This window comes from Arthrobacter sp. ATA002, from assembly GCF_026898095.1.
In the GTDB taxonomy this organism is placed as follows: Bacteria; Actinomycetota; Actinomycetes; order Actinomycetales; family Micrococcaceae; genus Arthrobacter_B.
Map to the genome: position 1 here is coordinate 3146593 of NZ_CP114015.1, position 23175 is coordinate 3169767.

Sequence of the window (23175 nt, forward strand, 5' to 3'; positions counted from 1 at the left end):
CTGGCTCCGGCTAACCCTTGATGTACGGTATGCCGCCCGCAGCGGGACCGCGCGACTTCCCCACCACGCCGGCAACGGCGAAGATGGTCACGACGTAGGGCAGCATGGCCAGGAACTGGTTCGGGACCGGGGTGCCGAGCAGGCTCAGCACCGACTGCAGGTTGGACGCGAAGCCGAAGAGCAGCGCGGCGAAGAGCGCCCCGATCGGATTCCACCGTCCCAGGATGAGCGCCGCCAGGGCGATGTACCCCTGCCCGGAGGTCATGTCCCGGTTGAAGGAGGAGACCGCCACCAGGGTGAAGAACGCCCCGCCGACACCGGCTACCGAACCGGCGAGCAGGACATTCAGGAACCGGGTGCGGTTCACGTTCACTCCGAGGGTGTCAGCTGCCTTGGGGTGTTCGCCGACGGCGCGCGTGCGCAGGCCCCACTTGGTGTGGAACAGGCCGAAGTAGATGGCCGCCACGGCGATGTACATCAGGTACCCGATCACGGACTGGTTGAAGAGGATCGGCCCAACAATGGGAATGTCCGCCAGGAGCGGGATCCGGATGGACGGCAGGCGCGGCGGGGCGTTCCATTTGGCCGCGTCCGTGGCCAGGACCGTGGAGAACAGGAACCCCGTCAGGCCGGACACCAGGACATTGAGGACGACGCCGACAATCACCTGGTTCACGATGTATTTGATGCTGAAGACGGCCAGCACCAGGGACACCAGCACACCGGCGACGGCCGCGGCAAAGAGTCCCACAAACGCGTTGCCGGACAATGATCCGGCAACGGCGGCGGCAAACGCTCGAAGAGCAGCTGCCCCTCGATGGCGATGTTCACCACGCCCGAGCGTTCGCAGAGCACCCCGGACAGTGAACCGAAGATCAGCGGGAAGGCCAGGGTGAAGGACCCGGCCAGCAGCCCGTAAAGGGCGACGCTGGGGCTGCGGGCGCTGCCGATGGACCAGGTGAGGAAGGCGGCAATGAAGAACACCGCGAACACGGCGATGAGCCAGGCGGGGATCCGCTGGTACCGGTTGACCAGGATTGCCGCATAGGCCGCGGAGGCCAGCAGGACCACCGAGGCGATCCAGCCCAGGACGGGCGCCGAGACCACGAGGCTGGGCAGCTGGATGGCTGCGTTGTCCTCCGTGAGCCGGAAGGTGACGTCGGAGGACGGCGCTTGCAGGCCGAAGAGGAAGAAGCCGAGGATCGCCAGGACCCCCAGGATAATCGGAGTCTTCCAGCTGCGGATGGCCTTGACCCCGGCCGGGTGGCCGGTGGAGGCGGGTACGGTTGCGGTGCTCATGCTGCTCCTCCGGCTGCGTCGGCTTTTTTGGTGCTGCGTTTGCCGGCCGTCTTGAATGCGCCGGGCGGCGGAATGCGGAAGATGGAACGGACCAGCGGCGGTGCGGCGATAAACAGGACGATCAGCGACTGGACCACCAGCACAATGTCAATGTTGGTGCCCGTGCTCGTCTGCATGGTGACACCGCCGGCGCGGAAAGCACCGAACAGGAGGCCCGCGGCGAACGTTCCCCATGGAGAGGACCGGCCGAGCAGGGCCACGGTGATGGCGTCGAAGCCGAAGCTTGCGGCTACCCCGGAGGTCAGCACCTTCTCGGTGCCGGAGACCTGCGCGACGCCGGCGAGCCCGGCCAGCGCACCGGCTATAAGCATCACGATGACGTAACCCTTGGTGGTGCTGATGCCGGCGTTCCGGGCAGCCGCGGGGTTGGCGCCCACCGCGCGCAGCTCAAAGCCGACGGTGGAGCGGTTCAGCAGCCACCAGATGAAGATGGTGGCCGCGATGGCCATGATGAAACCCCAGTGCAGCCGGAAGCCGGCGCCCAGCAGGGACGGGAACATGGCCGTGTCATCCAGCTGCGGGCTGATCGGGTTGGTGGATCCCGGGCGCTGGAAGCCCGGGGTGGTCAGCAGGAAAAGCACCAGCTGAATGGCGATGTAGTTGAGCATGATCGTCACGATGACCTCATGCGCGCCGGTCCGCGCCTTCAGCAGGCCGGCAATACCGCCCCAGACTGCGCCGCCGACTGCACCGGCAAGGATGACCACAATCAGGTGCAGGCCAACCGGCAGGTGCCAGCTGAAGCCAACCCATGCGGCCAGGGTGGCACCGATGATGATCTGGCCCTGCGCTCCGATGTTGAACAGACCGGCCCGGAAGGCCAGCGCCACACCGAGGCCGGCACAGATCAGCGGTGTTGCAACCGTCAGCGTCTGGGTCAGCGGATAGATCATCCGGGAGAAGGTCTCGGCTTCAAAATTGAAGATCGACCCCTGGAACAGGGCAACATACGCTCCGGAGGCGGCCGACCAGGCAGCCCCCAGCAGATCCCCGGGCCGGCTGAAGAAGTATCCCGCGCTTTCGGCGACCTCTTCATCGGTGACGACGATAAGGAGGCCGCCCACAATCAGCGCCATCACGACGGCCAGCACCGAGACCAGGGCATCGCCAGTGACGATCCGGCGCAGGACCGAGGCCTGCTGTTCCTCCGGGTGCAGCTCCGCCGCCGGGACGGGAACAGGCGGAGGCGGCAATGCCCCGCCCGCGGTTTCGGCAGCAGTCAGCAGCCGCGTGTCTTCAGCCGCCGCTTCCTCTTTCCGGTGGGCTGGTTCGCCCGGCTGCCTGTTTGCTTCCTCCGGGCTCACTGCGCCCCTCCTTATTCTCGCGTTCGTGCGAAAGTGCTTCGTCAGCGCGCATCCCGGCCATCATGAGGCCAAGGACATCGCGTGAGGTGTTGCCCGGGACAATTCCCATGACTTTGCCGCCGTACAGGACGGCGATGCGGTCGGCCAGTTCCAGGACCTCGTCGAGTTCCGTGGAGACAATCAAAACCGGGGTTCCGCCGTCGCGCTCGGCCACGATCCGCTTGTGCAGGAACTCAATGGATCCGACGTCGACGCCGCGGGTCGGCTGGGAGGCAATGAACAGCGACAGCGGACGCGAAAGTTCGCGTGCCATCACCACCTTCTGCTGGTTACCGCCGGAGAGCGTTCCCGCCGCCGCCTCGGCGGACTGGGTGCGGATGTCGAACTCCTCGATCTTTTCGGCTGCGTTGGCTGCCACGACCGCCGGCCGCATGGACAGCCCGCGCGCAAACGGAGACTTCTTGTAGCGGTTGAGGATCAGGTTCTCGGCGACGGTGAAGGGCCCGACGAGGCCGTCCACGCTGCGGTCTTCGGGAACAAAACCCACACCGGCGTCGATGACCTGCTCAACCCGGCGTCCCACCAGTTCCTGGCCGTCCAGCATGATGGAGCCCGTGACGTGGTCCTGCAGGCCCATGATGGCCTCGGTCAGTTCAGTCTGCCCGTTGCCCTGGACACCGGCGACGGCGAGGATCTCGCCCTTCGCAATGTCAAAGCTCACGTGGTCGACAACTGCCTGACCGGTGTCTGCCAGCACCACCAGATCGCGGACGGAGAAGGTGTTGGTCCCCGGCTGAGCGGGCTCCTTGTTGAGGTTCAGGCTGACGGAGCGGCCCACCATCATGGATGCCAGCTCAGTGGTTGAAGCGCTGGGAGGCGCATCGCCCACCACCTTGCCGCGACGGATGACGGTGATAACGTCGGAAACCGCCTTGACTTCCCGCAGCTTGTGCGAGATGAAGACCACCGATTTACCGTCGTTGCAGAGCTGGCGCATGATGGCCAGCAGTTCGTCGGTTTCACGCGGCGTGAGCACTGCAGTGGGCTCGTCGAGGATCAGGACTTCAGCGTCCCGGATCAGTGCCTTGATGATTTCCACGCGCTGCTGCACGCCCACGGGGAGGTCCTCCACCACGGCATCGGGATCAACATCGAACCCGTACTGATCGGAAATCTGGCGAATGCGTGCGCGGGTGGTATCAAGATTCAGCGTGCCGGCAAACTTGGTACTTTCATGTCCCAGCGCCACGTTTTCAGCGACGGTGAAGACCGGCACCAGCATAAAGTGCTGGTGGACCATGCCGATCCCGGATTCCATGGCGTCGCCGGGGCCGGAGAAGACAACGGGTTTGCCGTTGATCAGAATCTGGCCCTCAGTGGGTTCGTAAAGACCGTAGAGGACGTTCATCAGCGTTGACTTGCCCGCCCCGTTCTCCCCGAGCAGGCTGTGAACCTGCCCCGGTTCGATCACCAAGTCTATGTGGTCGTTGGCAACCAAGGTGCCGAAGCGCTTGGTGATGCCCTTGAGTTCGAGTTTCACAACCCCAACCAATCTGTTTGTGTCTGAAGTATGTAGGCGCCCCAAAAGGAGACTACCCGGAACAGAATGAACCGCCGTCCCCCAGCTGCAACGCAGCCGGACGAACGGCGGTTCAGGTGCCGCTTACCCCCCTGGTTACTGGGGGCTTGCTGCAGATTCCACGGTGATTTCACCGTCAATGATCTGGGCCTTGATCTCGTCCACGGCCGACTTCACGTCGGCCGGAACGGCGTCTTCCTGGTCATGGTACGGGGCCAGTGCAACGCCGCCGTTTTCCAGGGTGCCGATGTACGGGGTGGCGTCGAAGTTGCCTTCAACGTCTGTGGTGATGACGTCTTCAACAGCCTGGCCCATGAGCTTCATGACCGAGGTCAGGATGTACTCAGTGCCCTTGTCATTGGTCTCGAAACCGTCGGAGTCAACCCAGACAACCAGGTTGTTGCCGCCGTTGGCGTTCGCTTCAACAACGGCGTCCAGCGTGCCGCCGCCCACGGGTCCGGCGACCGGCATGATGATGTCAGCGCCCTCGTTCAGGAAGCTCTCGGTGGTGGTCTTGCCGGCCACGGTGTCCGTGAAGTTGCCAACGAAGGAGCCGGTCTGCTCCTCCTTGTTCCAGCCAAGCAGTTCAACGCTGGCGTCGTTCTGCTCGTTGAAGTACTCCACACCGTCAGCGAAGCCGTCCATGAAGATGGTCACGGTGGGAATGTTGATGCCGCCGTAGGTGGCAACCTTGCCGGTTTCGGAGGTGCCCGCTGCTACGTAGCCCGCCAGGAAAGCGGCCTCTGCGGTGTCGTAGATAATCGGCTTGACGTTGTCGAGTTCAATACTGTTGTCATCGACAATGGCGAAGTTCCGGTCCGGGTTCGCCTCGGCAACAGACTGCGTGGCGTCAGCCAGCAGGAAGCCAACCGTCACCGTGATGTTGCAGCCTTCGCTGATCATGGAGTCGAGGTTCGGGAGGAAGTCCGTCTCCGACTGCGACTGGGCTTCCCGGATGTTGATGCCCAGGTCCGTCTCGGCAGCCTTCAGACCCTCATAGCTGGACTGGTTGAACGAGCGGTCATCAAAGCCGCCCTCGTCGGACACAATGCAGGCGGTGAAGTCACTGTTCGCGCTGCCCGCTGCCTCGGAGGATCCATCCTCTTCTTCAGGTGCGGCGCCACAGCCGGAGAGCAGGAGCGCCGAAACGCCGAGCATGGCGGCGGAAACGCCTGCATTGCGCTTGAAGCTGCGCGGGAAGTTCTTCAATTTTCCTCCAGGAATGAAAATGGGTGCCACACGCAGAAATACTCTGTTCCTGCAGGTCCCGGGAAGGGCCGCGGTCGCGTGGTGCAGCGTTCCGTCCATCGGTGGATCGCGGCATGCCTATCCTATGGGCTGCAACACACCCTGTGATCCACATAACCGTACGGAGGGGACATTGTTTACATGTTGTTATTATTCGCAAGCAAATGACACGGATTGTCTCTGTATTACTTGCGGTTAAGCCGCAGCCTGGTACCGGGACCAGGGACTAGTGCCGGAGGCCCCGGGCGGCACGCACGGCAGCGGCGGCCATGACGCTCACACCGCAGCTGATGGACAGCTCATCGGGATTGTAGTCCCCGCGGTGCAGGTCATAGGTTTCACCACCGGGGGTCCGCGTGCCCAGCCGCATCAGGGCGCCGGGAACGGCCTGCGTCATCCAGGCGAAGTCCTCCCTCCCATCGACTGCGGGGCCAGGACTATGGAGTCCTCCCCCAGCTCGGCACGGGCCGCGGCTTCGAGCAGGCTGGTCTCTGCGTCGGTATTGATGACCGGCGGCACGCCCCGGGTATGCTCCAGGCTGACCTCAACACCGAAGGGTGCCGCAGTCTGCCGCACGACGTCGTCCAGCAGTTCCCCTGCCGAGTACCAGGCCTCCGCATCGAGGCAGCGCATCGTGCCGGACATGAACCCGTGGCCCGGAATGGCGTTGGGGGCGGAACCGGCGTGCATTTGCCCCCAAACCACCGAAACGCCGCTGCGCACGTCGATGCGGCGGGACAGCACCGCGGGGACGCTGACGGCGATCTCCGCCAGCGCAAACACCAGATCCTCGGTGAGGTGAGGCCGGGAAGTGTGCCCGCCCCGGCCTGTCAGTTCAATCCGGATGGTGTCCGAGGCGGAGGTGATGGCCCCGATTCGGGTGCCCACCGAGCCGGCGTCAATCCGGGGATCGCAGTGCAGGGCCACAATTCTCGGCAACCCCTCCAGCACGCCCTGCCGGATGACTCCCAGCGCTCCGCCGGGCATGACTTCCTCCGCCGGCTGGAAAATGATCCGGACGCGTCCGCCGAGGTTTCCCGCCGCGTGCAGCTTGGCAAGGACCAGCGCCGATCCCACCATGACGGTGGTGTGGATGTCGTGGCCGCACGCGTGGGTAATGCCTGTATTAACGGAGGCATAGGGAAGGTTCGTTTCTTCAAGCACCGGCAGCGCGTCAATGTCCGCGCGCAGCCCGATCCGAAGCGGCCCCTCACCGATGTCGACATAGGCACCGGTGCCCTCCAGGCGGACGGGGTGCAGTCCGGCCCCTTCGAGGGCTTCCACGATCCTGTCAGTGGTCCTGAACTCCTTCGTCGACAGCTCCGGGTGCCGGTGCAGGTCCCGCCGGAAGGCAATCAGCTCCCCCAGCAGCGGAGCAACGCTGCCGCGCATTGACGGAACCGGGGAACTGTTGAGTGGGATCGTAGGCACAAATTCAAGATTAGCCACTGAGGCTGCTGTTGCGGGAACCGTGTGACGATCTTCAGCGCCAACGGCACCGGGTTGGCGCTGTTCAGCGGTTACAGGACGTCGGTGTCACCGCTGGCCTTGAGGTGCTCCACAGCCTTCTTGACCTCCTGCGCGTGCTCCTTCGTGGTGACCAGCAGGGCGTCCAGGGTGTCGACAATGACCACGTCCTCAATGCCGATCAGCGCGATGACCCGCTTGGTGTCGGAGACAACGATGCCGGAGGCGTTTTCCGAATACACCCGCGCGCCTTCACCCATGACGGTAAGGTCGCTGTTCTCCGCCGCGGGGTTGAGCCGTCCGATGGCAGCAAAGTCGCCGACGTCGTCCCAGCTGAAGATGCCCGGGATCATGGCAACGTCCCCGGCCGCCGCTGCGGGCTCCGCGACCGCGTAGTCGATGGCGGTCTTGGGCAGCGTGGGCCAAACCCGGCGCACCACGTCACGCCGCGACGGGGTGTCCCAGGCATCGGCGATTTCCATCAGGCCGCTGTGAAGTTCGGGTTCGTTGGCTCTCAGGTGCTTGAGCATGAGGGCCACGGGAGCGACAAACATTCCGGCGTTCCAGCTGTAGCGGCCGTTCGCCAGGTAGGTGCGGGCAACGTCCGCGGAGGGCTTTTCGACGAATTCCACCACGGCGTGCGCGCTGGGGGCGCCGGCGATATCCAGGGTGTCTCCCGCGCGGATGTATCCGAAACCGGTGGCAGCGTGCGTGGGGTGGATTCCGATGGTGACGATGTATCCCTGCGCCGCCGTATGGATAGCTTCCCGGACGGCGTCCTGGAACACGTCGACCGGTGCGATGACCTGGTCCGCGGCGAAGGATCCCATAATGATGTCCGGGTCCCGCTTGTAAAGGATGGCTGCCGCCAGGCCGATGGCCGCCGCCGAGTCCTTGGGCTCCAGCTCCAGGACCAGGTTTTCGCTGGTGATTTCCGGAAGCTGCTTCCGTACCGCCTGCCGGTGCAGGGTTCCCGTGACAACCATGACGCGGTCCCCGCTGAGCGGGCGCAGCCGGTCGTAGGTGGCCCGGATGAGCGTGGAGCCGGAGCCCGTCAGGTCATGCAGGAACTTCGGAGCGGCCGCACGGGACAGCGGCCACAGCCGTGTTCCTACGCCGCCGGCGGGAATGACGCCGTAAAAGCGGTTCAAATCCGCGGAGGGAAGGTTGGGTTCTACCGGTTCTGTACTCATCAGAGCCAAGATTAGCCGACGCGGCCGGGCGCCGGCCGGAGGCAGGTCCGCCAGCACTGCCTGAATGTAACGAGCGTCACAGGATAGGGCCGCCTAAATTGAAAGCGCTCAGCGGGGCACCTAGATTATGCTTGAGCTTATATTGCTGTCGCACCGGCGTCATCACTGCGTGGAAGACACGCCAGCGCCGCTGCGTCGCAGGGAGGAAAATTCAGTGTCGAAGTTACCAGCAGGCACTCTCTACCGCGGCCGCGAAGGCCAGTGGTCGTGGGTTGCACACCGCATTACCGGCGTGGTGATTTTCTTCTTCCTTTTGGTCCACGTGTTGGATACCTCGCTGGTGCGGGTGTCGCCGGAGGCCTACAACGTCGTGATCGGCGCATACAAGAACCCCATCATGGGCCTCGGCGAGCTCGGTCTCGTCGCCGCCATCGTGTTCCACGCCTTCAACGGCGTGCGTGTGATCCTGATCGATTTCTGGAAGAAGGGCCCCAAGTACCAGCGCCAGATGCTGTGGAGCGTTGTCGGACTTTGGGCTATCACCATGATCGGCTTCTCCATTCGCCACCTTCCCATCGTTTTCGGGGGTCACTAAGCCATGAGCACCACAACCAATGACGCCGCCTCCATCGAGGCTCCCCGCTCCGGCCGCATCGCCCCGAGATACGCCCGCACGCCGGGCGGCAAAGGCAACTTCGAGATGTTGGCATGGCTGTTCATGCGCATCTCCGGTGCCATCCTGATTGTCCTGATCTTTACGCACCTCTTCGTGAACCTCATGGTCGGCGACGGCATCCAGGCCGTCGACTTCGGTTTCGTAGCCGGCAAGTGGGCCAGCCCGCTCTGGCAGGTCTGGGACCTGGTCATGCTGTGGCTAGCAATGCTGCACGGCACCAACGGCGTCCGCGTCATCATTAACGACTACGCGGACAAGAACACCACCCGGATGACGCTCAAGAGCATCCTCTACATTGCTTCGCTCGTGATAATCGTGCTCGGCACCCTGGTGATCTTCACCTTCGATCCCTGCCCCGCCGGAGCTCCCGCAGATCTCCTCGCGGACTTCTGCAACGCCTAGCCGCAGCGTCCGCGTCCACCCGGGCGCGGACCACCACGAACGTTTTCCACGTAACAACAGAAAGAGCATCTGGTATGCAGGTCCATAAGTACGACGTCGTAATTGTCGGCGCCGGCGGCGCCGGTATGCGTGCCGCCATCGAATCCGGCCAGCGCGCACGTACGGCGGTACTGACCAAGCTGTACCCCACCCGCTCGCACACCGGTGCAGCACAGGGCGGCATGTGCGCAGCACTGGCCAACGTCGAAGAAGACAACTGGGAGTGGCACACCTTTGACACGGTCAAGGGCGGCGACTACCTCGTAGACCAGGACGCAGCGGAGGTTATGGCCAAGGAGGCCATCGACGCGGTCCTGGATCTGGAAAAGATGGGCCTGCCGTTCAACCGCACGCCCGAAGGCCGGATCGATCAGCGCCGCTTTGGCGGCCACACCCGCGACCATGGCAAGGCGCCGGTCCGCCGGGCGTGCTACGCAGCTGACCGCACCGGCCACATGATCCTGCAGACGCTGTACCAAAACTGCGTCAAGCACAACGTGGAGTTCTACAACGAGTACTACGTGCTCGACCTGCTGACCGTCGAGGACAGCTTTGGCCAGAAGCGCGTTGCCGGTGTCGTGTCCTACGACCTGGCCAGCGGAGAACTGCACGTTTTCCAGGCCAAGTCCGTTGTGTTCGCCTCCGGTGGCGCCGGAAAAGTCTTCAAGACCACATCCAATGCCCAAACCCTCACCGGTGACGGCATGGCCATCGCGTTCCGCCGCGGCATCCCCCTGGAAGACATGGAGTTCTTCCAGTTCCACCCGACCGGCCTCGCCGGCCTGGGCATCCTGCTTTCCGAAGCAGCACGCGGCGAAGGTGCCATCCTGCGCAATTCGGAGGGTGAGCGCTTCATGGAGCGTTACGCCCCGACCATCAAGGATCTGGCCCCGCGTGACATTGTTGCCCGTTCCATGGCCAACGAAGTCCGTGAAGGCCGCGGCTGCGGCCCGAACAAGGACTATGTCCTGCTGGACCTGACACACCTGGAGCCGGCACACATTGATGCCAAGCTCCCGGACATCACCGAGTTCGCCCGCACGTACCTCGGCGTGGAGCCCTACACCGAGCCGGTACCGGTCTTCCCGACGGCCCACTACGCCATGGGCGGCATCCCCACCAACATCAAGGCCGAGGTTCTGCAGGACAATGACACCGTTGTCCCGGGGCTTTACGCGGCTGGAGAAGTTGCCTGCGTGTCGGTGCACGGCTCCAACCGCCTGGGCACCAATTCGCTGCTGGACATCAACGTGTTCGGCAAGCGCGCCGGTATCCAGGCCGCCGAGTACGCCCTGACCGCTGATTTCGTGGACCTGCCGGAGAATCCGGAAGCCACCACCATCGGGATGCTGGACCTGGTCCGTAATTCCGAGGGCACCGAGCGGGTTGCCGAAATCCGCCGGGACCTGCAGAACACCATGGATGCCAACATGCAGGTGTTCCGCTCCGCAGAAACCCTGAACCAGGTGCTGACTGACATTGCCTCGCTCGAAGAGCGGTACAAGAAGATCAGCGTCCAGGACAAGGGCAAGCGCTTCAACCTGGACCTGCTGGAAGCCGTGGAGCTGGGCTTCCTGCTGGAACTGGCCAAGGTGATGACCGTGGCAGCCCTGCACCGTGAAGAATCACGCGGCGGACACTTCCGCGAGGACTTCCCCGAGCGGGACGACGAGAATTTCATGAAGCATTCGATGGCGTACAAGGTTGATGAAGCTGCCAATGACGAGCACACCGCCGGCATTCGGCTGGACACCAAGCCGGTCATCTTCACGCGCTACGAGCCAATGGTGAGGAAGTACTAATGACAACGGAAATCGCGGAGCCAGCCTCCAAGATCGAACTCCCGGAATCTGTGGGCGGGGACATCCCCTCCTTTGAAATCACGCTCAAGGTCCGCCGCTACAATCCCGAGGTTTCCGACGAAGCCTACTGGGATGAGTGGAAGCTGACCATGTACGGCACCGACCGTGTGCTGGACGCGCTGCACAAGGTCAAGTGGGAGCACGACGGTTCCGTGACCTTCCGGCGCTCCTGCGGCCACGGCGTCTGCGGCTCCGATGCCATGCGCATCAACGGACGCAACCGTCTGGCCTGCAAGACCCTCCTGAAGGACCTGGACACCTCCAAGCCGATCCTCGTCGAACCCATCAAGGGCCTGCCGGTGGAAAAGGACCTGATCGTGGACATGGAGCCGTTCTTCCAGTCCTACCGGGAGATCATGCCGTTCCTCATCAGCAAGGGCCACGAGCCCACGAAGGAGCGCCTGCAGTCCGCCGAGGACCGTGAGCGCTTTGACGACACCACCAAGTGCATCCTGTGCGCCGCGTGCACGTCCTCGTGCCCGGTGTTCTGGACTGACGGCCAGTACTTTGGTCCGGCCGCCATCGTGAACGCGCACCGCTTCATCTTCGACTCGCGCGATGATGCCGGAGACATGCGCCTGGAAATCCTGAACGACAAGGAAGGCGTGTGGCGCTGCCGCACCACCTTCAACTGTTCCGAAGCATGCCCCCGCGGCATCCAGGTCACCAAGGCCATTGCCGAGGTCAAGCAGGCCATCCTGAGCCGCTCGGTCTAGCAGCGCCTAACACCGCGCGGGAGGCGGCGTCTCCAGTCCGTTACGGCTGGGGACGCCGCCTTTCCGCTGCCCACCCGCATTCCCCGTTTAAGGTACGTTCCCATGCCATCCTTTGAATCCGTTTCGTTTCCCGGCACCAACAACACCACGCTGGCCGGCACTGTCGACGTGCCCGACGGCGAGCCGCGGGGCTGGGCGGTTTTCTGCCACGGATTCACGCTGGGCAAGAACAGTGCAGCCGCATCGCGGATCTCCAGGCCCTCGCCGGGCACGGCATCGGTGTCCTGCGCTACGACGCGGCCGGCCTCGGCGGCTCCAGCGGAGCGTGGGAAGACGGCACGTTCAGCACCAAAGTGGCTGACATCCGCAGCGCCGTCGAGTTCCTGCGCGGACAGGGCCACAGCGTGTCCCTGCTGATCGGTCACTCTCTCGGGGGCGCGGCAGCCCTCGCCGCGGCTTCGGGCATTCCGGACCTTGAGGCCGTGGTGACGATCGGTGCCCTTTCCGCCCCGCCCACGTGCTGCACCTGTTCGAAGACGACATGCCAGCCATCCGGGAGCAGGGATCCGCACAGGTGGAGCTGGGCGGGCGGAGCCTGCAGATCCGGGAGCAGCTGCTCAACGACCTGTCGGCGCATGATCTGTCCGGGTGTATCAGCGGCCTGCACCTGCCCCTGCTCGTCATGCACTCCCCCACCGACACCACCGTGGGCATCGACAATGCCAGTGAGATCTTTTCGCTGGCGAAACACCCGCGGAATTTTATTTCCCTGGAAGGCAGCGATCATCTGATGGTGGACAAGGCCCAAACCAGCCGTGCGGCCGACATCATCGCCGCCTGGGCCGGTGTTTACCTCTCCGCTGCCGGAAACAAGCCAAACTAGGCCCGGAGCGCGACTTCTTCACGGAGCTTCCACAGCCCGGTGGCATCATGCTCGAACAGTCCAATGGTGTTCACGGTGAAGCGGGCATCATAGTGGCGCAGCTGGTTCATGGCGGCATCCATGCCGGCTTCACTTACGTCGTGGGCCACCGTGACGTGGGGGTGATAGGGAAAGGGCAGATCCCGTGCCAGCGGCCCGCTCTGCATTTCCTTGTGCAGGGCCGTGCACTCGTCGTAGCCGTCCTCCAGCTGGAGGTACACGACCGGCGATACGGGACGGAACGTCGCGGTGCCGCGCAGGGAGATGTCGAACGGGGAATGGTTGGCCGCTACCCGGCGCACGTGCTCCGCGGAGGCTTCCCAATCGTTTGTTTCCGTGGTCGTGACCAGCGTGATATGCGCCGGAATGACCGCGGCCATGGGATCACCGAAGGACGCCCTCGCGCGGCGCAGTTCCGTAGCCATCGGCTCGGGAACCCCAATGACGATCCCCACGCAGGTGCACACGGGCTCGTCCAAGGCGCCGTCGACGCCGTCGGCGGTATCTGCACGGATCAGTGGATTCCAAAGACTCATGGATCAGACCGCGGTGGAACCCAAAGGTAGGAAGCCTACTTTGTTGTACACATCGGCCAGTGTAACCGATGCCGTTTCCCGGGCCTTGGAGGCCCCCACAGCCAGCAGCCGGTCAAGCTCCGCCGGATCTTCGAGCAGGTACAGCGCACGCTCGCGGATCGGGCGGACGTGCTCGGTGACGGCCTCGGCCAGGTCCACCTTGAGGTGGCCGTACATTTTCCCCTCGTACTCCTTTACCAGCGTGTCCACGCTCCGCCCCGTGACCAGGGAGAAGATGGACAGCAGGTTGGAGATCCCGGGCTTGGCTTCACGGTCGAACCTGATCTCGGTGCCGTCATCGGTGACGGCGGACTTGATCCGTTTGGCTATCACCTTGTCCGGATCCAGCAGGTTAATGAGCCCTGCAGGTGACGCGGCGGACTTGGACATCTTCGCTGCGGGATTCTGCAGGTCGTAGATTTTTGCCGCAGCCTTCTGCACAAAGACTTCGGGAATGGTGAAGGTCTCGCCGTAGCGGGAGTTGAACCGCTTGGCCAGGTCCCGGCTGAGCTCCACGTGCTGGCGCTGGTCCTCGCCCACCGGCACGCCCTGGGGGTTGTACAGCAAAATGTCGGCAACCTGGAGGATCGGATACGTGAACAAGCCAACGGACGCGGCGTCGGCGCCGAACCGCTGCTGCTTGTCCTTGAACTGGGTCATCCGGGAGGCTTCGCCGAAACCGGTCAGGCAGTTCAGGACCCAGGCGAGCTGCGCGTGCTCGGGAACCTGGGACTGCACGAAGAGGGTGGCTTTGTCGACGTCGACGCCGCCGGCAATGTACTGGGCTGCGGTGACCCGCGTCCGCTGACGCAGATCGGCGGGGTCCTGGGGGACGGTGATCGCGTGCAGGTCCGGAATGAAGAAGTAGGCGTCGTATTCTTCCTGCAGCCGGACCCAGTTCACCAGCGCGCCGAGGTAGTTGCCCAGGTGCAGCGAGTCTGCGGAGGGCTGCATCCCCGAAAGGATGCGCTGGCGGCGGGTTGTTGTGGATGTGCTCATGTTGTGGCCCTTAGAACTGGTAGTCGACCACTACGGGGGCGTGGTCCGAGAAGCGGCTGTCGTAGGTGGCGGCACGGTCGACGACGGCGGAAACGGCGCGTTCGGCCAATTCGGGCGTCGCCAGCTGGTAGTCAATGCGCCAACCGCTGTCGTTGTCGAAGGCCTGGCCGCGCCAGGACCACCAGGTGTAGGGGCCGGGAACCTCGCCCGCCAGCTTGCGGGCGACATCCGTGTAGCCGATCTCATCGCTGAAGAACCGGTCAAAGTAGGCGCGCTCATCGGGCAGGAACCCGGCCCGCTTGACGTTGCCCTTCCAGTTCTTGATGTCCAGCGTGGTGTGCCCGACGTTCAGGTCTCCGACCACCACGACATAGTCGCTCTGCTGCCTCAGCGCGGGCAGCCGTTCGGTCATGACGTCCAGGAAGCGGTACTTGTCCGTCTGCTTGGGGGTGTCCACCTCGCCGGAGTGAACGTAGGCGCTGACCACGGTCAGCAGCTTCTCCGCGCCGTCCACCGGAATCTTGAAGTCGGCCTCGACCCAGCGTCCGGACTGCGCAAAGTACTCGTCGCCGATGTGTTCGCGGGTGGCCGCGGGGGCGGTCCGGGAAGCAATGGCCACGCCGGCGCGGCCCTTGCCTCCGCCTCGGCGTGCAGGATGTGCCACTCATCGCCGAGAAGTTCGCGCACCACGGCGTCGGGGGCGCGGACCTCCTGCAGGCAAAGGATGTCCACCCCGCGCTCTGCCAGCCAGTCGGCCATACCGCGCTTGTACGCGGCACGGATGCCGTTCACGTTCACTGTCGCAATGCGCAGTGCCGTTGCCGGACCGGTGGATTCTCCTGCTGATGCCAAACTCACGCGAATAACCATACTCCTCAGTAGCAATGCGGTTCATCTTGGACCGCGGACTGCAGCGCGGCGCGGGGACGCCGGTGGACGTCCTAGTCCACCAGGGTGCCCTCAACCGGGCCGCCGTCGTCCTTCTTGATCATGGAACGCGCGTTGTGGGACGTGATTTCGATCGTCTCCAGAGCGCGGCTGACCTGGTCTTCGTCCTTGCCGAGGTTGTCACGGATGACGCGGGCCTGCACCTGGACAATCTTGAAGCTGTGATCGAGCTTCTGGTCACGGATGGTGGTCGCTTCGTCTACAACCTGCACCGAGGGGGATCCCCCGGCGGCCCTGGTCAGCGTGTCCTGCGCTTCGGCCAGCTTCGCGCCGGCCTTGCGGGCCGCGCCGCGGACGCTGAACACCACAAAGGCAAACAGGCACAGCCACCCCAGCGAAATAATGACGACGAGCCACCCGACGACGTCGTTCTCGTTTGCCGCGAACACCACGGCAACCAGGAAGACGAGCAGCATGAGGGTCATGCCGTAGGTTGCCATTTTCTGGCTCACCCCGCGGCGGGCTTTGGACTTGGGCTGCGGCTTGTTGCCGTTGGGGAGCGACTGCATGGCTTCATTGTCTCAAACTCGGAGCCCAGCCGTTAAACCGTCCTCCCGGGGCGAAATCGGAGTGTCTTCGGCTACCAGGCCACAAGGCAGAACGGGTGGCCTGCGGGGTCAAGGAAAACCCGGAAGGACTCGGTGCCGCTGTCCATGCCGGTGGCTCCCAGCGCCAGGACCTGCGCTTCGGCGAGGTCCAGGTCGGCCACCTTTACGTCCAGGTGCAGCTGCTGCGGGATTTCCTGTCCGGGCCACTGCGGCGGCGTGTAACCGGAGACCTGCTGGAAGGCGAGCGCCGGCCGGTCCGGGGCGTCGCCAATGGTGATCCAGGATCCGTCGGCCTCATGCTCCACCCGGATCATGCCCAGGAGGTCCTCGTAAAAGGACGCGAGGGAATCCGGGTCCGGGCAGTCAAAGACTGTGGCATGCCAGGATCCGATCATCAGCCTTCTCCTTTACTCCAGTCTGTATCCAGCGAAGGACCTCCGCAGCTGCCTGCGTGCGGCGGGCGCGTCGGCAGCTTACTGCGTGGTGTACGCCCCGTCCACGGCGTACTGCGCCCCGGTGACGAAGGCCGCCCGCTCGGAGAGCAGGAACAGGACAACCTGCGCCACCTCGCCGGCAGTGCCCAGTCTCCTGCGGGGTGCATCCCCACCAGCGACGCGTAGGCCTCCTCCGGGAGTGCTTCGAGCAGCGGGGTGTCGATGTAGCCGGGATGCACCGAGTTGATGCGGATGCCCTGGCTGGCGTAGCCGAGCGCCGCGGCGCGCGTCATTCCGGTCACGCCGTGCTTGGCGGTGACGTAGGGGACGGCGGTTGCGGATCCCACCAGCCCCAGGATGGAGGACATATTGACGATGGCTCCCCCGCCCGCCTTCTGCATTTCCGGAATTTGGTAGTACATCCCGTAGAACACCGAGTTCAGGTTGACGTCGATCACCCGGCGGTAGCCCTCCAGGTCAATCTCCGTCACCAGTCCCAGCGGACCGCTGATGCCGGCATTGTTGAAGGCCAGGTGCAGTCCGCCGAATTCGCTGACCGCGGTGTCCACGGCACCCTTGACGTCCTCCGCCCGGCCGACGTCCCCCACGGACGGAACCGCGGTTCCGCCGGCCTCGGAAATCTGGTGTACCACGGCCTGTGCCGCTTCCAGATCGAGGTCATTGACGACGACGCTGGCGCCCTCTGCCGCCAGCGCCACCGCGGCGGCCCGGCCGATTCCCGACCCCGCACCCGTTACCAGGGCGGTTTTTCCCGTGAACTGGTCAGCCATTGGAACTCCTCAAGGTTGGTGCGGTTCACACGGCACCGGCACAGGTCCCGCTTCCGTTTCCATGATTCCGTGCCTCCGTCCGAAGCGGAAGGGACGGGGCAGGGGTGGGCACCGGGAGCACCGGAACTGGCGGGCCGGGCCTGGCGGTGCCAGACTGGCCCGATGCAAATCGTCATTTCCAGCGGGGACATCACGGCCAACACCTCCGATGTCATCGTGAACGCAGCGAATTCCTCCCTGCTGGGCGGCGGAGGCGTGGACGGCGCCATCCACCGGGCAGCGGGGCCGGAACTCCTGGCGGCCTGCCGGGAACTGCGCTCCACGGACCTGCCGGCCGGGCTGCCCACCGGCCAGTCCGTGGCAACGGAGGCCTTTGCGCTGCCGGCGCGCTGGGTGGTGCACACCGTGGGGCCCAACGCGCACGCCGGCGAGACAGACCCCGAGCTGCTGCGCTCCTGTTTTCGCACCGCTCTGGCCACCGCTGAGGAGCTGGGGGCGGAGAGCATCGCCTTTCCGGCCGTCAGCGCCGGCGTGTACGGGTGGGACCCGGAGACGGTTGCCGACACCGCATTCCAGGAACTCCTGGCCCACGAGCCGCAGACCCTGCAGCGCGCCGAAATGGTGCTGTTCAATGACCGGCTCGCGGACCTCTTCCGGCGCCGGCTGAGGAAGCTGGCAGGGTAGAACCTAACGCTGCTACTTCAGGAACAGCTGTTACTTCAGGAACAGGGCACGCAGGCGCCGGGTGGTCACCACCAGGCCCAGGGCGATCATCACCAGGAAGTACAGCAGGTGCCCGGCCGTCCCCCAGCTGATCATGCCCACGCTGATCTGCCGCATCATCTCCACCCCGTGCCAGAGCGGCAGCGCCTGGATAAACCACTGGACGCCCTCCGGGTACACGCTGAGCGGATAGAACGTCGCGGAGAACAGGAACATGGGGAGCATCACGAAGCTCACCCAGTCCAGCTGTTGAAAGGTCTTCATGTAGCTGGTGACCGCCATGCCGAAGGACGCAAACCCGAAGGCCACCACCACGGCGGCTGGAATCATGAGCAGCGCCCAGGGCGAGGTGATCAACCCCATGGCACCCATCACGGCCGTGAACCCGGTGGCGTACATGGCACCGCGGAGCAGGGCCAGCAGAATTTCCCCGAGCGCGACGTCGAGCGGTCCCAGCGAGGTCGCCAGCATGCCTTCGTAGAGCTTGGCGAAGTTGAGCTTGAAGAACACGTTCATGGTGGAGTCGTAGACCGCGCCGTTCATGGCGGAGACCGCCAGCAGCGCCGGGGCAATGTAGTTGGCATAGCCAATCTGCTCGCCGCCCGGCCCGGCCACGGTGCCGATCAGGGAGCCGAGCCCGATGCCCATGGCCACCAGGTAGAGCACCGGCTCCACGAAGCCGCTGATCATCACGGCCCAGTTGCTGCCCCAGGTGGCCTTTAGCCCGCGGGCGAACACGGAACGGATGTTCCGGGCATAGAGGGACCCCAGAAAACGGTCCTTCGGGTCCAGCTGGGCGGGTGCCAGGCGCGGCGGCGACACCGTGTGTTCTGCGGTCATTTTCCCAGCCTCCGGGTGAAGTTCCGGCGCGCCAGGGCCCAGCCTGCCAGGGCGAGCAGCACCAGGTACGCCACGTGGACTGCAGTCAGGGCTGCCGGCTCCGTGTGGCCGTAGCTCAGGATCCGGCCCAGTTCAGTGGAGTGCCACAGGGGAGAAATCCAGCCGATCCAGCGAATGGCTCCGGGCAGCGATTCCAGCGGGAAGAAGGTGCCGGAGAACAGGAACAGCGGCATGACGATGAAGCGCTGCACCATGGCGAACTGGCCTTTGTCCTCTTCCAGCTTGGCGCTGAAAGCCATCAGCGGCAGTCCGAAGGCCATGCCGCCCAGGATCGCGCTGAAGATCATCAGCCAGCCGGTGCCTGGTTGCTCCACGGCTCCGAAGATCAGCAGGAAGGCGAAGTACGTGCCGGTGGTGATCAGCAGACGCACGCCGAACCCGAGAACGTGCCCGTCCACCAGCTGCGCGCTGGACAGCGGGGAGGCGTTGGGACCGTAGTACGTCCGGTGCCATTTGAACCCGCCCATCACCGTGTAGGTGTTTTCCTCGCTGGCCACCATGATGGCCGCCGTGGCCAGCAGTGCCGGTGCCACGAAGACCAGGTAGGACACGGTGGTGCCGTCCCCGGCGTCAAACGCCGCTCCGTTGGTGTCCACCAGCGAAGCCAGGCCCACGCCCATACCGAAGAGATACACCAGGGGTGTTCCCACAGCGGTCATGAGCACGGTCCAGCCGTACCCGCGCATCCGCCGGATCCACATATCGGCGTAGTAGAAGGCGCCGAAGCGGCGTACTCTCACGGCGGTCTGCTCCGGGGTCAGCGGAGAGCGCAGCCCCAGGACGGCATGATGGGCATCGGCCGCAGGGGTGCCGCCGGAAAGCTGCTGCTCAGTCAACGAGGCTCCGTCCGGTGAGCCGGAGGAACACGTCTTCCAGCGAGGAGCGGCGCACCAGTGAGGTGATGGGATGCAGCCCGCGGGAGCTGACCGCCTCCAGTGCCGCCTCGCCGTCGTTCGCGTAGATCAGAACCCGGTCCGGCAGCGTCTCGAGCCGTTCGCCGATGCCTTCCAGCTCACGCGCCACCGTGGTGTTGCGCTCGGAGCCGAAGCGCAGCTCCACCACCTCGCGGGTGGAATGTTCGCGGATCAGCGCGGCCGGCGACCCTTCAGCCATGATCGCGCCCTTGTCCACCACGATCAGCCGGTCACACAGCTGCTCGGCCTCATCCATGTAGTGCGTGGTGAGGATCAGCGTTACGCCCGCTTCCTTGAGGCGGAACAGCCGGTCCCAGAGAATGTGCCGGGCCTGCGGATCGAGCCCGGTGGTCGGTTCGTCCAGCAGGAGGATCTTGGGATCGTTGATGAGGGACCGGGCGATGGTCAGCCGCCGCTTCATGCCCCCGGAGAGGGAATCCACCCGGGCCCCGGCCTTGTCCGCGAGCTGGGCAAACTCCAGCAGTTCATCGGCCTTGGGCTGCAGGTAGCTCTTGGGCAGGCCGAAGTACCGGCCGTAGGCCAGCAGGTTGTCCCGCACCCGCAGGTCCTCATCCAGGTTGTCCTGCTGCGGCACCACGCCCAGGTGTGCCCGGACCTCGGGGCCGTACCGGTCGGGGTCCAGGCCCATGATGCTGAGGTCACCGGAGGTGCGCGAGGACACGCCGCCGATCATTTTCATGGTGGTGGATTTGCCGGCGCCGTTGGGGCCGAGAAGCCCAAAGGACTCGCCGGCGGGTACTTCGAAACTGATGCCGTCCACGGCATTAAAAGTGCCGTAGGTCTTGCGTAGGTTCCGGGCGGAAATGACGGTGGAGGAGGCGGTCCGGGGGACAGTCGGGGTTGATGTGATCTGCGGCACTCGAACAGCGTAATGCACCCGCGTGCCGCTGCGGAACAGGCACGGCCGGGCGGGGCGGGAAACTGGGTTCCCGTCCTGCCCGGCCGCAGTATGGCTGGCGGTGGTGCCCGCCTAGGCGAGGACCCCTGCCGCGCGTTCCGCAGCCTCCACCACGTTGGAGAGCAGCATGGCACGGGTCATCGGCCCCACTCCCCCGGGGTTGGGGAAATCCAGGACGCGACGTCGGCCGCGGCCTTCTCCACGTCACCGGTGAGGGTGGTCTTGCCGGTCTCCGGGTCGGTAACGCGGGTGACCCCCACATCCAGCACGATCGCGCCGGGCTTGAGATCCTCGGCCTTGATCATTTCCGGGAATCCGGCTGCGGCCACCACCACGTCAGCTTCGCGCAGGTGCTCGAAGAGGTCCACGGTTCCGGTGTGCGCCAGGGTTACCGTGGCGTTGATCGGACGGCGGGTCAGCAGCAGCCCCAGCGGGCGGCCCACGGTGACGCCGCGCCCCACCACCAGGACGTTCTTGCCGTTCAGGGAAATGCCGTTGCGCACCAGCAGCTGCACAATTCCGTGCGGAGTGCACGGCAGCGGCGAGGTCATGGAATCGCTGACGTTCAGGACCAGCCGGCCCAGGTTCACCGGGTGCAGCCCGTCCGCGTCCTTTTCCGGAGCAATCCGTTCCAGGATGGCGTTGGTGTCGATGTGCGCCGGCAGGGGCAGCTGCACGATGTATCCGGTGGTGGCGGGATCCGCGTTCAGCTCGTCGATGACCTTTTCCAGGTCTTCCTGGCTGATGTCTTCCGGCAGGTCGCGGCGGATGGAATTGATGCCCACCTGTGCGCAGTCCTTGTGCTTGCCGCCCACGTAGGAGTGGCTGGCGGGATCGTCGCCCACCAGTACCGTTCCCAGTCCGGGCGTGACGCCGTATTCGTCCTTCAGGACCCGCACGCGCTCGGCAAGTTCGTCCTTAATGTCCCGGGCGGCCTTGCGCCCGTCCAGGATTTGCGCCGCCACCGGAGTTCCGAAGGCAGTTTTTCCTTCTTTTCCCAGCCCAGGTTGACGCTGTCATTTTCCGTGGTTTCCGTGACGGAACCTTCCATGTTGTTGCCCTTCTCCATGCTTGTTACCACTCTTCCTGTCCCGGATACAGCGGGAAATTCCCGGCGAGGGCGGTGACCCGCGCCCGCAGTGCCTCGACGTCCGGGGACGGTTTCAGAGCCGCGGCGATGATCTCGGCCACCTCGGTGAACTCCGCGGCACCGAATCCACGGGTGGCCAGGGCCGGCGTGCCGATCCGCAGGCCCGAGGTCACCATCGGCGGCCGCGGATCAAGGGAACCGAATTGCGGTTTACCGTGATGCCCACGGAGTGCAGCAGGTCTTCGGCCTGCTTGCCGTCCAGCGCAGAGTGGCGCAGGTCCACCAGGATCAAATGGACGTCCGTGCCGCCGGTGAGCACCGAGACGCCGTGTTCGGCGACGTCGAGCGCCGTGAGGCGGCCGGCGATGATCCGTGCGCCCTCGAGGACGCGGTCCTGCCGTTCGCGGAATTCCCCGGAACCGGCAATTTTGAAGGCAACGGCCTTGGCCGCGATGACGTGCATCAGCGGCCCGCCCTGCTGGCCGGGGAAAACACTGGAGTTCAGCTTTTCCCGTACTGCTCCTTCGCCAGGATCACGCCCGACCGGGGGCCGGCCAGGGTCTTGTGCACGGTGGAGGTGACGACGTCGGACGCAGGCACGGGATTCGGATGCAGTCCGGCGGCCACCAGGCCGGCGAAATGCGCCATATCGGTCCACAGGTAGGCTCCCACCTCGTCGGCGATGGAGCGGAAGGCCTCGAAATCCAGCTGCCGGGGATAGGCGGACCAGCCGGCAACGATTACCTGCGGGCGTTCGGCGAGCGCCTGTTCCCGGACCTTGTCCATGTCCACGCGGTGCGTCTGCCCGTCCACCCCGTAGGCGGCCACCTCATAGAGCTTGCCGGAGAAGTTCAGCTTCATGCCGTGGGTCAGGTGCCCGCCGTGCGCCAGGTTCAGGCCCATCAGCTTGTCCCCGGGCTGGATCAGCGCGGCCAGCGCCGCAGCATTGGCGGAGGCCCCGGAATGCGGTTGAACGTTGGCGAATTCGGCGCCGTACAGGGCCTTGACCCGCTCGATTGCCAGGTTCTCGGCGACGTCCACGTGTTCACAGCCGCCGTAGTAACGGCGGCCGGGGTATCCCTCAGCGTACTTGTTGGTCAGTACGGAGCCCTGGGCTTCGAGGACGGACCGCGGAGCAAAGTTCTCCGACGCGATCATTTCCAGGGTGCCGCGCTGGCGGGCCAGCTCGTCGTTGAGGACGGCGGCAATTTCCGGGTCGACGTCGGACAGCTTGGCGTCGGTCACGGGCTGGGTGGACAGTCTCACAAGGATCTCCTGGGAAAGGGGTGCTATGGGTCAGGCTACCTGCCGGCACCCCCGTGCTCAGAGAACAAGTGAGCGTGCGGGCATGGCCAACAGACGGTGGCTTGACCTCCGGCCCAGGCGTGCGATCCGTGGTCTGTAGTACTTGGCCGCTCCCTGGTGGTGGCCCACCTAACGCCAGTTGCGACTTTTTCATCGTACCGGATCAGGTTCGCGTGCCGCCCAAATGCGTCGAAGTTGGTTCACCGAAAATCCGCCCCCGGAATAGGGGGCAGGGGCCCGCGGGTTGAAGGATGCAGAAACG

General features: G+C 64.8%; 19 protein-coding genes, 5 pseudogenes and 1 riboswitch. Of the genes and pseudogenes, 7 read left to right on the top strand and 17 right to left on the bottom strand.

What is annotated here, in order from left to right:
* Positions 1–10 precede the first annotated feature (10 nt).
* The 6 genes and pseudogenes from OL239_RS15515 to OL239_RS15540 all read right to left on the bottom strand — a co-directional run bounded on the left by OL239_RS15515 (position 11) and on the right by OL239_RS15540 (position 8150).
* Positions 11–1299: pseudogene (locus OL239_RS15515) on the bottom strand (ABC transporter permease).
* Positions 1296–2663, bottom strand: coding sequence for an ABC transporter permease (locus OL239_RS15520; protein ID WP_442864157.1), 1368 nt, complete (start codon positions 2661–2663; stop codon positions 1296–1298). Before OL239_RS15520 ends, OL239_RS15515 begins: the two are co-directional and overlap by 4 nt.
* Positions 2596–4203 carry an ABC transporter ATP-binding protein gene (locus OL239_RS15525; RefSeq protein WP_268909659.1) on the bottom strand — a complete coding sequence of 536 codons (1608 nt, stop codon included), beginning with the start codon at positions 4201–4203 and terminating at the stop codon, positions 2596–2598. The genes OL239_RS15520 and OL239_RS15525 overlap by 68 nt, the downstream gene beginning before the upstream one ends.
* 135 nt (positions 4204–4338) lie before the next feature.
* Positions 4339–5451, bottom strand: coding sequence for a BMP family lipoprotein (locus OL239_RS15530; RefSeq protein ID WP_442864158.1), 1113 nt, complete (start codon positions 5449–5451; stop codon positions 4339–4341).
* A gap of 265 nt (positions 5452–5716) precedes the next feature.
* Positions 5717–6882: pseudogene (locus tag OL239_RS15535) on the bottom strand (amidohydrolase).
* Between the two features lie 128 nt (positions 6883–7010).
* Positions 7011–8150, bottom strand: a complete 1140-nt coding sequence (locus tag OL239_RS15540) for a mannose-1-phosphate guanylyltransferase (protein WP_268909660.1) — start codon at positions 8148–8150, stop codon at positions 7011–7013.
* Between the two features lie 214 nt (positions 8151–8364).
* Here OL239_RS15540 and sdhC point away from each other — a divergent pair, with 214 nt between their 5' ends.
* The 6 genes and pseudogenes from sdhC (at position 8365) to OL239_RS19700 (ending at position 12728) form a co-directional block, all read left to right on the top strand.
* Positions 8365–8745 carry a succinate dehydrogenase, cytochrome b556 subunit gene (gene sdhC, locus OL239_RS15545; protein WP_268909661.1) on the top strand — a complete coding sequence of 127 codons (381 nt, stop codon included), beginning with the start codon at positions 8365–8367 and terminating at the stop codon, positions 8743–8745.
* A gap of 3 nt (positions 8746–8748) precedes the next feature.
* On the top strand, positions 8749–9228 hold the full coding sequence (locus OL239_RS15550) for a succinate dehydrogenase hydrophobic membrane anchor subunit (RefSeq protein WP_268909662.1): 480 nt from the start codon (positions 8749–8751) through the stop codon (positions 9226–9228).
* Between the two features lie 74 nt (positions 9229–9302).
* Positions 9303–11069, top strand: coding sequence for a succinate dehydrogenase flavoprotein subunit (sdhA, locus tag OL239_RS15555; protein ID WP_268909663.1), 1767 nt, complete (start codon positions 9303–9305; stop codon positions 11067–11069).
* Positions 11069–11845, top strand: coding sequence for a succinate dehydrogenase iron-sulfur subunit (locus OL239_RS15560; protein ID WP_268909664.1), 777 nt, complete (start codon positions 11069–11071; stop codon positions 11843–11845). Before sdhA ends, OL239_RS15560 begins: the two co-directional genes overlap by 1 nt.
* A 275-nt stretch (positions 11846–12120) precedes the next feature.
* Positions 12121–12345 (top strand): annotated as a pseudogene (locus tag OL239_RS19695) (alpha/beta fold hydrolase); the annotation flags it as partial.
* A 41-nt stretch (positions 12346–12386) separates the two neighbouring features.
* Entirely contained in the window at positions 12387–12728 is a 342-nt protein-coding gene (locus OL239_RS19700) for a hypothetical protein (protein WP_329609249.1), read from the top strand.
* On the opposite strand, the gene OL239_RS15570 is transcribed toward OL239_RS19700, so the two are convergent.
* From OL239_RS15570 to OL239_RS15595, 6 genes and pseudogenes are all read right to left on the bottom strand, one after another.
* Positions 12725–13303 (bottom strand): 2'-5' RNA ligase family protein, encoded by a 579-nt coding sequence (locus OL239_RS15570; protein ID WP_268909665.1) that lies wholly within the window; start codon positions 13301–13303, stop codon positions 12725–12727. The two genes, OL239_RS19700 and OL239_RS15570, sit on opposite strands and share 4 nt — an antisense overlap.
* A gap of 3 nt (positions 13304–13306) precedes the next feature.
* Positions 13307–14341, bottom strand: coding sequence for a tryptophan--tRNA ligase (gene trpS / locus OL239_RS15575; protein WP_268909666.1), 1035 nt, complete (start codon positions 14339–14341; stop codon positions 13307–13309).
* 10 nt (positions 14342–14351) lie between these two features.
* Positions 14352–15211 (bottom strand): annotated as a pseudogene (locus OL239_RS15580) (exodeoxyribonuclease III).
* A gap of 71 nt (positions 15212–15282) precedes the next feature.
* On the bottom strand, positions 15283–15798 hold the full coding sequence (locus OL239_RS15585; protein WP_268909667.1) for a hypothetical protein: 516 nt from the start codon (positions 15796–15798) through the stop codon (positions 15283–15285).
* Between the two features lie 71 nt (positions 15799–15869).
* Positions 15870–16232 carry a VOC family protein gene (locus OL239_RS15590; RefSeq protein WP_268909668.1) on the bottom strand — a complete coding sequence of 121 codons (363 nt, stop codon included), beginning with the start codon at positions 16230–16232 and terminating at the stop codon, positions 15870–15872.
* Positions 16232–17062, bottom strand: coding sequence for an SDR family NAD(P)-dependent oxidoreductase (locus OL239_RS15595; RefSeq protein ID WP_442864159.1), 831 nt, complete (start codon positions 17060–17062; stop codon positions 16232–16234). The genes OL239_RS15590 and OL239_RS15595 overlap by 1 nt, the downstream gene beginning before the upstream one ends.
* A gap of 162 nt (positions 17063–17224) precedes the next feature.
* On the opposite strand from OL239_RS15595, the gene OL239_RS15600 reads away from it, so the two are divergent.
* On the top strand, positions 17225–17746 hold the full coding sequence (locus tag OL239_RS15600) for an O-acetyl-ADP-ribose deacetylase (RefSeq protein WP_268909669.1): 522 nt from the start codon (positions 17225–17227) through the stop codon (positions 17744–17746).
* A gap of 30 nt (positions 17747–17776) precedes the next feature.
* On the opposite strand, the gene OL239_RS15605 is transcribed toward OL239_RS15600, so the two are convergent.
* The 5 genes and pseudogenes from OL239_RS15605 to glyA all read right to left on the bottom strand — a co-directional run bounded on the left by OL239_RS15605 (position 17777) and on the right by glyA (position 22874).
* The gene (locus tag OL239_RS15605) at positions 17777–18625 is read right to left on the bottom strand and encodes an ABC transporter permease (protein WP_268909670.1); all 849 of its coding nucleotides are present in this window, start codon (positions 18623–18625) and stop codon (positions 17777–17779) included.
* Positions 18622–19521: an ABC transporter permease gene (locus OL239_RS15610; RefSeq protein ID WP_268909671.1), complete on the bottom strand. Its 900-nt coding sequence runs from the start codon at positions 19519–19521 to the stop codon at positions 18622–18624. Before OL239_RS15610 ends, OL239_RS15605 begins: the two co-directional genes overlap by 4 nt.
* Positions 19514–20479 carry an ABC transporter ATP-binding protein gene (locus tag OL239_RS15615; protein ID WP_268909672.1) on the bottom strand — a complete coding sequence of 322 codons (966 nt, stop codon included), beginning with the start codon at positions 20477–20479 and terminating at the stop codon, positions 19514–19516. Before OL239_RS15615 ends, OL239_RS15610 begins: the two co-directional genes overlap by 8 nt.
* A gap of 176 nt (positions 20480–20655) precedes the next feature.
* The gene (locus OL239_RS15620) at positions 20656–21483 is read right to left on the bottom strand and encodes a bifunctional methylenetetrahydrofolate dehydrogenase/methenyltetrahydrofolate cyclohydrolase (RefSeq protein WP_442864160.1); all 828 of its coding nucleotides are present in this window, start codon (positions 21481–21483) and stop codon (positions 20656–20658) included.
* A gap of 109 nt (positions 21484–21592) precedes the next feature.
* Positions 21593–22874 (bottom strand): annotated as a pseudogene (glyA, locus tag OL239_RS15625) (serine hydroxymethyltransferase).
* Between the two features lie 104 nt (positions 22875–22978).
* Positions 22979–23066, bottom strand: a riboswitch (ZMP/ZTP riboswitch).
* Positions 23067–23175 lie beyond the last annotated feature (109 nt).